This window comes from Pseudorhodobacter antarcticus, from assembly GCF_900110135.1.
GTDB lineage: Bacteria > Pseudomonadota > Alphaproteobacteria > Rhodobacterales > Rhodobacteraceae > Pseudorhodobacter > Pseudorhodobacter antarcticus.
On the sequence record NZ_FOCO01000072.1, the window covers coordinates 1 to 8,872 of the forward strand.

The 8,872-nt window shown below is 56.5% G+C and carries 9 protein-coding genes; 8 read left to right on the top strand and 1 reads right to left on the bottom strand.

Annotated elements, in window-relative coordinates; translation table 11 throughout:
• Nucleotides 1-250, top strand: a 250-nt coding sequence (locus BMY36_RS18180; RefSeq protein ID WP_175469341.1) for an ATP-binding protein, incomplete at its 5' end; no start/stop codon positions are given.
• A gap of 67 nt (nt 251-317) precedes the next feature.
• Here the strand turns inward: BMY36_RS18180 and BMY36_RS18185 are convergent.
• Nucleotides 318-533: an Arm DNA-binding domain-containing protein gene (locus tag BMY36_RS18185; protein ID WP_082224908.1), complete on the bottom strand. Its 216-nt coding sequence runs from the start codon at nt 531-533 to the stop codon at nt 318-320.
• 225 nt (nt 534-758) lie between these two features.
• Here BMY36_RS18185 and BMY36_RS18190 point away from each other — a divergent pair, with 225 nt between their 5' ends.
• The 7 genes from BMY36_RS18190 to BMY36_RS18220 all read left to right on the top strand — a co-directional run.
• Entirely contained in the window at nt 759-2,195 is a 1,437-nt protein-coding gene (locus tag BMY36_RS18190) for a DUF6880 family protein (RefSeq protein ID WP_050520606.1), read from the top strand.
• Nucleotides 2,196-2,267: 72 nt separating this feature from the next.
• The gene (locus tag BMY36_RS18195; protein ID WP_139194136.1) at nt 2,268-2,513 is read left to right on the top strand and encodes a hypothetical protein; all 246 of its coding nucleotides are present in this window, start codon (nt 2,268-2,270) and stop codon (nt 2,511-2,513) included.
• Between the two features lie 26 nt (nt 2,514-2,539).
• Nucleotides 2,540-3,628: a TRAP transporter substrate-binding protein gene (locus tag BMY36_RS18200; RefSeq protein WP_050520608.1), complete on the top strand. Its 1,089-nt coding sequence runs from the start codon at nt 2,540-2,542 to the stop codon at nt 3,626-3,628.
• A 54-nt stretch (nt 3,629-3,682) separates the two neighbouring features.
• A complete protein-coding gene (locus tag BMY36_RS18205; protein ID WP_139194137.1) occupies nt 3,683-4,183 on the top strand; it encodes a TRAP transporter small permease subunit in 501 nt (166 codons plus the stop codon).
• Nucleotides 4,180-5,730, top strand: coding sequence for a TRAP transporter large permease (locus BMY36_RS18210; RefSeq protein ID WP_050520610.1), 1,551 nt, complete (start codon nt 4,180-4,182; stop codon nt 5,728-5,730). Before BMY36_RS18205 ends, BMY36_RS18210 begins: the two co-directional genes overlap by 4 nt.
• Nucleotides 5,731-6,013: 283 nt before the next feature.
• Complete coding sequence (locus BMY36_RS18215; protein ID WP_050520611.1) at nt 6,014-8,467, top strand: type IA DNA topoisomerase; 2,454 nt, start codon at nt 6,014-6,016, stop codon at nt 8,465-8,467.
• 132 nt (nt 8,468-8,599) lie between these two features.
• Nucleotides 8,600-8,872, top strand: a 273-nt coding sequence (locus BMY36_RS18220) for a transposase (protein WP_175469342.1), incomplete at its 3' end; no start/stop codon positions are given.

Here is an 8,872-nt window from a genome sequence, read left to right on the forward strand (position 1 = left end):
CGGGGCGCTGCTCTTCCATCTGTTGAGCAAGCTTTACGAGCGCACCAGCGTCGTGATCACCACAAACCTCAGCTTCAGCGAATGGGCCACCGTCTTCGGCGATGCCAAAATGACCACCGCTCTGCTCGACCGACTGACCCACCGCTGCCACATCTTGGAGACCGGAAACGACAGCTTCCGCTTCAAGGCAAGCTCAGCCGCTGCGGCCCGAAAAAGGAAGGAGCCCAGCATTGTCTTGACGCCAGCATAACTCGCGGAACATAACCTAAAGGTGGCTCACTTCTCGATGGAAAACCCGGCTCACATTTGCGTGGAAATTAACACCGGGTGCGTGCTTGATCGCAGGTAAGTACAGTGCTGGGCCCGAGGCTCATGCGTCGTGGTCGTCGCCCTGCGCGATACTGCACCACGAAGCTTTTACGCCCGCTGGGCATTACGCGCACCCCGAAGCCGGGGATGCTTTCATCCCAGATGAAGAACTCCACCACCTGCGGTTCGGTCGCGTCGATGGTGCGTTTGGTCAGTTTGGGCATGGTTGATCCTGCGCAATGATGGTGGCTGGCCTTACAGTGGTGATCATCTGCGCACAGTCAACGAACACATTGAAATTGCGTAATAAAAGGAAAATCTGCGTAGCTGTGGAATCGATCAAAGTCTCTTTTTTTGGCGCGAGACTGGTCCTAGTGTCGAATCAGTGACGGTATTTCGCTTGTCCTTGACCGCTGCTAAGGTGCGAATGAACTAAAGATGGATTCCCAATGGCATCGAAGACGACCCTGAACGCGAAGAACCTCGAGACGCTGGGTGCCGCTCGTCTGGCCAACCTGCTGATCGAGATCAGCACCGGCTCTGCAGTGGCCAAACGACGGCTGCGGCTGGAACTGGCGGGGGCGCAAAGCCCGAAAGAGGCAGGGCGAGAGGTGTCGAAGCGGCTGACCAGCATCGCGCGGGCGCGCAGTTTTGTGAACTGGCAAAACCGTAAGCCGCTTGTTACCGATCTGCAAAGCCAGCTTAGGGCGATCAAGGAGCAGATCGCACCGACCGACCCGACCGAGGCGCTGGCACTGGCCTGGCGCTTCATGCAGGTGGCAACGCCGCTTTTCGAGCGCTGCGATGACAGTAGCGGCATCGTCATCGAAGTTTTTCATGATGCCTGCGCGTTGCTGGGAGAGATCGCGCTTTCCGCCGGGTCGCCGCCAGAGTCTCTGGCTGATGCGGCGATTGATGCGCTGCGGGACAATGGCTACGGCCAGTATGACGGATTGATTGCCATCCTGACGCCCGCGCTTGGGGAAGATGGTCTGGCGCATCTCAAACAGCGGATTGAGGCGATTGCGGCGACGCCGGTTCCTGTGTCGCCAAAAAGCGAATGGGAGGCGGTGGGGTATGGCAGCGGCGGCGCGACTTATGCGCATCAGATGGAAGAACGCTCCCGGCAAAGCATGGTGGAGATGGCGTTGAAAGACATCGCCGATGCCATGGGCGACGTGGATGCCTTCATCGCCCAGTACGATGCGCGGACGCGAAAGGTGCCGCAGATCGCTGCCGAAATAGCGGCACGCCTGCTGGCCTCTGGCAGGGCAGGGGACGCGCTCGGTTTCATAGAACGCGCCGAGGTGGACAACGACCGCTGGGTGCCTCGCGAATGGCAGGACACCCGCTTAGAGGTTCTGGAGGCGCTTGATCGCAAGGAGGAGGCGCAGGCTTTCCGTTGGAGCTGTTTCGAGAGCACTCTAAATTCTGAATACCTGCGCGATTTTCTAAAGCGGCTTCCCGATTTCGAGGATATCGAGGCCGAGGAACGGGCCATGGACCACGCCGCCGCCCACTCGCGCGTGACGCCGGCCTTGGGCTTCTTCCTGGACTGGCCATCCCCAGACCGCGCAGCCCGGTTGCTGATTGACCGCCACGCCGAAATCAACGGCGACCACTATGAATTTCTTGTGCCCGCAGCGGAGGCTACCTCGGAGCGCCACCCACTTGCCGCCACGCTGGCTTTGAGAGCCATGATCGACTTCACACTGTCGAAGGCCAGATCAAAGCGCTACGGCTATGCCGCCCAGCACTTGGCCACGTGTGCTGAACTTGCCGGGAGGATCGAGGATTACGGGACGTTTGAGCCTCACGCCACTTATGTCACCCGGCTGAAGCTGGAGCACGGTCGGAAGTCAGGCTTCTGGGGTTTGGCGGGATAGTGTGGTTCTCTATGTCCGGCCTTTCGTGGGGCGGCTATCAGTTAAGTGATGTAAATGAGGAGGGATGACGCGATGAAGAAGCCGTCCAACAAGTCGTCGTTCAGCGTTGCCGCCATGAAAGTTCTGCTCAAACAGTTTTTTGCCCGCTGCCCTTTTACCGTTGCGGTTGAGATAGCGGCGGTAAATGCCTTGAAGAAGCGCGGACAGACGACGGAACATGTTGACCTGCCCATCGTTAGCATCCAACTTTGTCCCAAGCGAAAACTGGAATCAATGATTGCCAAAAGCAGAGCAATTGACGTCAAAATGAATTACTAAGTTAAACCAAAAAGGAGCGAACCTCGATGAAAAGACGCAACTTTATCACTGCAGCAGCCACTGTCGGTGCAGCGGCTTTGGCCTCCCCGGCCATCGGCCAAGACGTACGCAAATGGCGCCTCGTCTCTGCTTGGCCTAAAAATCTGCCCGGCCCCGGAGTGGCTGCGCAAATGCTGGCTGATCGCATCACCGCCTTGTCCGGTGGCCGGATTGAAGTTGAGCTTTTCGCCGCAGGTGAAATTGTTCCCGGCAATGGCGTATTCGATGCGGTTGGCGAAGGCACTGCGGAGATTTACCACGCGGTCCCGGCCTATTGGGGGAGCAAATCCAAGGGCATCTTATTGTTTGGTAGCCAACCTCTTGGTCTCACGGCCATTGAACAGCACGGTTGGATGTTACAAGGCGGCGGACAGGCGCTGTATGATGAAATGTACAGCCGTTTTAACCTTAAACCCTTCCTGACTGGCAACTCTGGCCCACAATGGGCCGGTTGGTTTCGAAATGAAATCAAGACGCTGGACAATCTCAAGGGCCTGAAATATCGCACCACCGGCCTTAATTCGGAGGTCATGTCAAAACTTGGTGTGGCGGTAGAGTCCATGTCTGGCCCCGCTATGTTCCAAGCTCTGCAATCTGGTGCGCTGGATGCGGGCGAATTTATTGGGCCCTGGACAGACTCAGCGCTTGGCCTCTACCAAGTCGCCAACAATTACTATGGTCCCGGCCCTGGCGAGCCGTCGTCGGCCGAAGAATGCGGCATCAACCTGACCGCGTGGAACGAGCTGCCCGAGGATCTGAAACAAGTGATCGAGGCAGCGGCGCAGTCGATGTATAATCCAGTTTTGACCGAGTATAACACCAAACACGCCCTTGCTTTGCGTGCGCTGGTTGCTGAACACGGCGTGCAGGTGCGTCAGTGGCCGGAAGAAATCACTATCGCAATGGGCAATGCTATGGGCGAAGTGATCACTGAACTGCGGAATTCCGACGATGAGCTGGTTCGTCGTATTACCGAAAGCTTTTTGGAGTATCGCAAGCTGATGGTCGAATACATGCCATGGGCTGACAATGGCCAGATGAATGCCCGAAACCTTGCATACAACTACGGCGAATAAGCCAAACGGTGGCCCCCTGCCATATGGGGGCCGCAAGCCTAATAGGGGTATATATTGGAGCGTTTTGCAGACAGGTTGGACCATATCAACCGCGCCATAGGCGACGTCGTAATGTGGGCTGCGCTTGCAATGGTGCTGGTGCAATTTGGCATAGTTCTCTTGCGCTATATCTTTGGTTTCACGTCAATTTTCATCAACGAATCCGTACTTTACCTGCATGCCTCCATATTCATGCTTGGTTCAGGCTACACCTTGCTTATGAACGGACACGTGCGAGTGGATATCTTTTACGCTCCCCTGCCACCCCGCAAAAAGGCGATGATCGACATCTTCGGCCACATCTTCTTAATGCTGCCGTCGTTGGGCATTTTGCTCTACTACAGCTGGCCTTCCGTCCGCCGTTCATGGTCGATCTTTGAAGGTGCCATTTCAGTTGGTGGCGTCCCTGCTTCGTTCCTTCTAAAATCCCTGATTCCCGCATTTTGCGTGCTTTTGCTTGTCCAGGGTCTTTCGGCGCTGATCCGCGATGTCATCCGCTTGAGTGAGGCGAAATGACCTTGTCGCTGGATCTGATTATGTTTGCCGCCCTGATCATTGTGATTTTGCTGGGCTATCCGGTGGCTTTTTCCATCGCCGGGGTGGCCACAAGCTTTGCCTTGCTGGGCTGGTCGCTTGGAGTGTTTGACATTAGACTGATGGGGGCATTGGCGCAGCGGTTTTTCGCGGTGATGACCAATCCTGTGCTCACAGCGATTCCGTTATTTGTGTTGATGGGGGTTGTCCTTGAAAAATCACGGGTAGCCGAGGATTTGCTGGAAACCATGGGCCGACTGTTCGGATCTATGCGTGGCGGTTTGGGTGTGTCGGTGATGCTGGTTGGTGCGTTACTTGCGGCCTCCACGGGGATTGTCGGGGCAACTGTGGTAGCCATGGGCATGATCGCGCTGCCTGCTATGCTGCGCAACGGATACAATCCCAGGCTCGCCGCCGGGATGGTCGCAACTGCCGGCACATTGGGGCAAATCATCCCACCTTCGACCCTGCTGATTATTTTGGCCGAGGTCATGTCTTCTGCCTTTCAGCAAGCCCAATTTCAGCAAGGTAAGTTTTCAGTTGAAACCATTTCAGTGGGCCAAACCTTTGCCGCCGCCTTGGTTCCTGGTCTGCTGCTGGTGGTACTCTACATTATTTATATTCTTGGGCGTGCGTGGCTAAAGCCGCAGGATGCGCCCGCGATGCGCGAACAATCGGTTGCACCGACCACCGCCGAGGTTTTCGGGGCAATCGCTCCCCCAGTCTTGCTTATCTTTGCCGTATTGGGCGCAATTTTGGGTGGTATCGCATCGCCGAACGAGGCGGCATCAGTGGGTGCAGTGGGGGCGATATTGCTTGCTGGGGTTCGTCAAGGTGCCCCACGTTGGCTCATTATTGCAGGGTCAGTGGCACTTTTGGTGCTAGCTTTTGCTGCAGGTTTGGCCCCTGTACGGTTGCAACGTTCAGATGCGGGCACGCTCGAATATGCTGTGGCAGCGGTCTACAGCGGTCTGGCTTTACTCGGCTTGGCAGCTATAACTTCAGCGCTTGTCGCAACCTTCCGTCGTCGCATCATATTTGCGGCGATGAGGCAAACACTAATTGTTACCTCGATGATTTTTGCAACCATCCTGATGGCGTCTTATTTCAGCCTCGTTTTCGTCGGGTTGGGGGGCGAACACCGCGTGGCCGACATCCTGCAATCGCTGCCCGGCGGGCCAACAGGGGCGCTGATCTTTGCCATGGCGTTCATTTTCATTCTCGGCTTCTTCCTTGATTTCGTAGAAATCTCGGTCATTTTGCTGCCATTATTGGTCCCACCGCTCATCCTCATGGGCCACGACCCTATTTGGCTTGCAGTTTTGATAGCGGTCAACCTGCAAACGTCCTTCCTGACGCCACCTTTCGGCTTTTCTCTATTTTACCTGCGCGGTGCTGCTCCGCCCGAGATTACGACAGGGATGATATATCAAGGCGTTATACCCTTTATTGTGCTACAAATTATCGCCATGGCGCTTATCTGGTCGTGGCCCCCACTGTCGACATGGCTGCCTAGGATAGTGTTTTGAGTTTGGAAAAAGAGGCCTAAAATTGGTGTTGTTGCACAACTCTTGCCGATGACCCGGATTGCAGAGCACGAAATCAACATCGTCATCCAATCTTGCAAGAAGGCGCGTGCGCAGGTGATGGAAACACTGCCCATGGGCCGACCGCCTGTTTTTCACTGATACTCCTAGTGTCGGGGCTCCACCGGTTTGGCGAATTGCACGGCCCTTTAGAAATCCCGGTTGTCAGCTTTACATGTTCACTATACGTTCCGATCTTAAGCATATTTTTCCGAACGAGCTTCTCATGTCCGATCAGATCGTCATTACCGAGAAAACCAGCCAGGCAAAAGACGTTCGCGCTGCCATCGGGTCTCGCTACGGCATGGTTCTGCCCGCCGAGGGGCACTTGTTCGATTTGCTCGAACCAGAAGATGTGGTGCCGGAATGGAAGCGCTGGTCCGCGGTCCTGCTGCGCCCCGAGGAGCTTTACGGCACGCGACCGGCAAAGGGCGGTAACAAGGCGGCCAAGCTTAAAGCCATTCGTGAGGCGCTGCGCTCGGCCAAGCGGGTCTGGCTTGCCACCGATTGTGATCGAGAAGGGCAGCTCATTGGCCAAGAGATCCTCGAACATTACAAGTATCGCGGCGAGGTTATGCGTGTGCTGTTCACAGCCCAAGACGCTCAGACCATACGCCAGTCGTTCGATCGGGCAAAACCCAATTCAGAATACGCCCGGCTCTATGCCGCCGCCGTTGCGCGCCGCCAGGCCGATCAGATCTACAATCTGTCCCTGACCCGCACCGCCACCGTTATCCTTGGCAAGGGCGCGCGGGGCGTCATAGGTGTGGGACGTGTAAAAACTCCGACGCTGGCAATCGTCTGCAAGCGTGAATTGGAGATCCGCGATTTTGTTCCCACGAGCTATTTCGAGATTGTCGCCACCGCTTCGGTCGAGGGCGGTGATTTCAAGATGCGACATGCATCACGGGATCGAATTCTCAAACGTGAAGTTGCAGAGGCCGTGGTCACGGCTGCCCGTGACTTCGAGGGGCCACTTGACGTGCGTGTCGAGGACAAGCGCCAAGGACCGCCAAAACTGCACGATCTGCCGTCCCTCCAGAAACTCTGCGCGTCCCGCTTCGGTTGGGCAGCGGCAAAGACTCTGGATATCGCTCAGGAGCTTTATGACGGCCAAGGCAAGAAGATCATCACCTATCCGCGTGCCGAAGTGCGCTACCTGCCAGAAAACCTGATTGCGGATGTGCCGCAGGTCGTCGCTGGGCTGCAAGTCGGGAAATCGTTCAGCGCCATACCCGTGCCATCGGAGCCGATTATCCGCAAGGGGAAGAGTGGCAGTTTCTATGACAAAGGATTGGAGGGAGCCAGTCACCATGCGGTCATCCCCAACGTCAACACGATCAAAAACTTGCCGGAGGTCTGGCCGCGCCTTTCGACCGACGAGAAGAAACTGTTTGACGTGATCGCGCGGGCGTATCTGGCCACCGTCATGCCGGACTTTCGCTATCGCCAGACCACCGCGTCGCTCGATGTGGGCGGTTTTCCGTTCAAGGCGACAGGACGCCAACACATTGATCTGGGTTGGCGCGCGGCTTTTCCTGAATGGCAACCCGCCGACGAAAAGGGTGACGACGCGCAGTTGCTTCCACTGATGCGAAACGGCGAGACCGCGCGGCTGCGGAATCCCGCCATCGAGGACAAGGAAACCCGGCCGCCGCCGCGCTACAACGAAGGCACTTTGATCGAAGCGATGCAGCAGGCCTGGCGCTTTGTCGAGGACGAGGTTCTGCGCGACAGGCTGAAGGAAGCCAAGGGCATCGGCACCCCTGCGACCCGCGCCGAGATCATTGGGGGATTGAAACGACAGGGGTTTCTGGTTGTTCAGGGAAGGAACATTGTGCCCACTGAAAGCGGATTAAGTTTGTTTGGTGTTCTCCAACAGGCTGATCCGGCCTTGGTTGACCCGGGCGTGACGGCGCAACTCGAATGCCTGCTCGACGATGTCGTCGTCGGTAAACAAGAGATGGTTGGTGCCATCGATGCCGTTTGTGATGTTGCCCAGCGTATCATCGGCAAGCTCGTGAAAGGTCCGCCGGGCGGTATATCGCCTTTGTTCGGCTTTGCATCGGATGGTGCGGGCGGCGGACGGCCACCAACAGCCGCGATGAAGCGTTTCGCCGACAGTATAGCACGTCAGAAGGGCATAAAACCCCCCGCGGGTTACACCAAATCGGGATTGGTCTGCCGCGAGTTCCTCGAGCAACACGCCCCCAAGAAAACTGTAGGTGCTGGAGAGAATACAGGAGCCGGCCTTGGAGCACGTCCCCCAAGTTCGGCACAATTGTCATTCGCCGAGAGCATATCGCGGGAACAAGGCGTTGCGATAACCGACGAAGCTAAAGCCAACTCAGCCGCTATATCCTCTTGGATCGACAAGAACCAAGGGTCAAATCCCGGCAGGGGCCGTCGCAAGACGATTGCGAAGAATTTTAAACCAGCAGCAACAAAATCCACAAAACCGACGAAGCGGCCAAGGAAGCCCGAAGCCAATGTGGTTATGGTGGATGCGACGTACCCATCAGTGGCAGAGCAGCGTGATACCTCTGCCAACACGCCACTTAGTATTCCCTACGGTAACAAGGAAGCCGCACAACAGTTAGGTGCAAGATACACCGCAGGCGCATGGTATGCGCCGCCCGGTGTTGATTTGACTGAGTTTGAATCGAAGGGCTGGCTGTGAGCAAACTGGCCGAGGCGCAAGGAATGTGGGTGCATTGACCCATATCGCTAACATTGTCATCCTAGCAGGGGCTCTGTTGCACAAATCCCATGAGGGATTCATCTTGTGAATCCAGCATGGTAGCTGTGTGGTATGAGTAAACCGACACCCCTCGCCTACAAGACCAGGAACTGGTCCGCCTATAACGAAGCGCTCAAGCGTCGTGGCTCGCTGACGATTTGGTTCGATCCCACCATGACCTGGGAGGCTGCGCCGACCGGAAAACGTGGCCGACAGCCCGACTACAGTGACGCTGCGATCCAGACATGTCTGACGATGAAAGTACTGTTCGGCATGGCGCTGCGGCAGACGACGGGGTTTGTCGAGAGCCTCCTGCACCTGATCGACTTGGATTGGGCGGTGCCA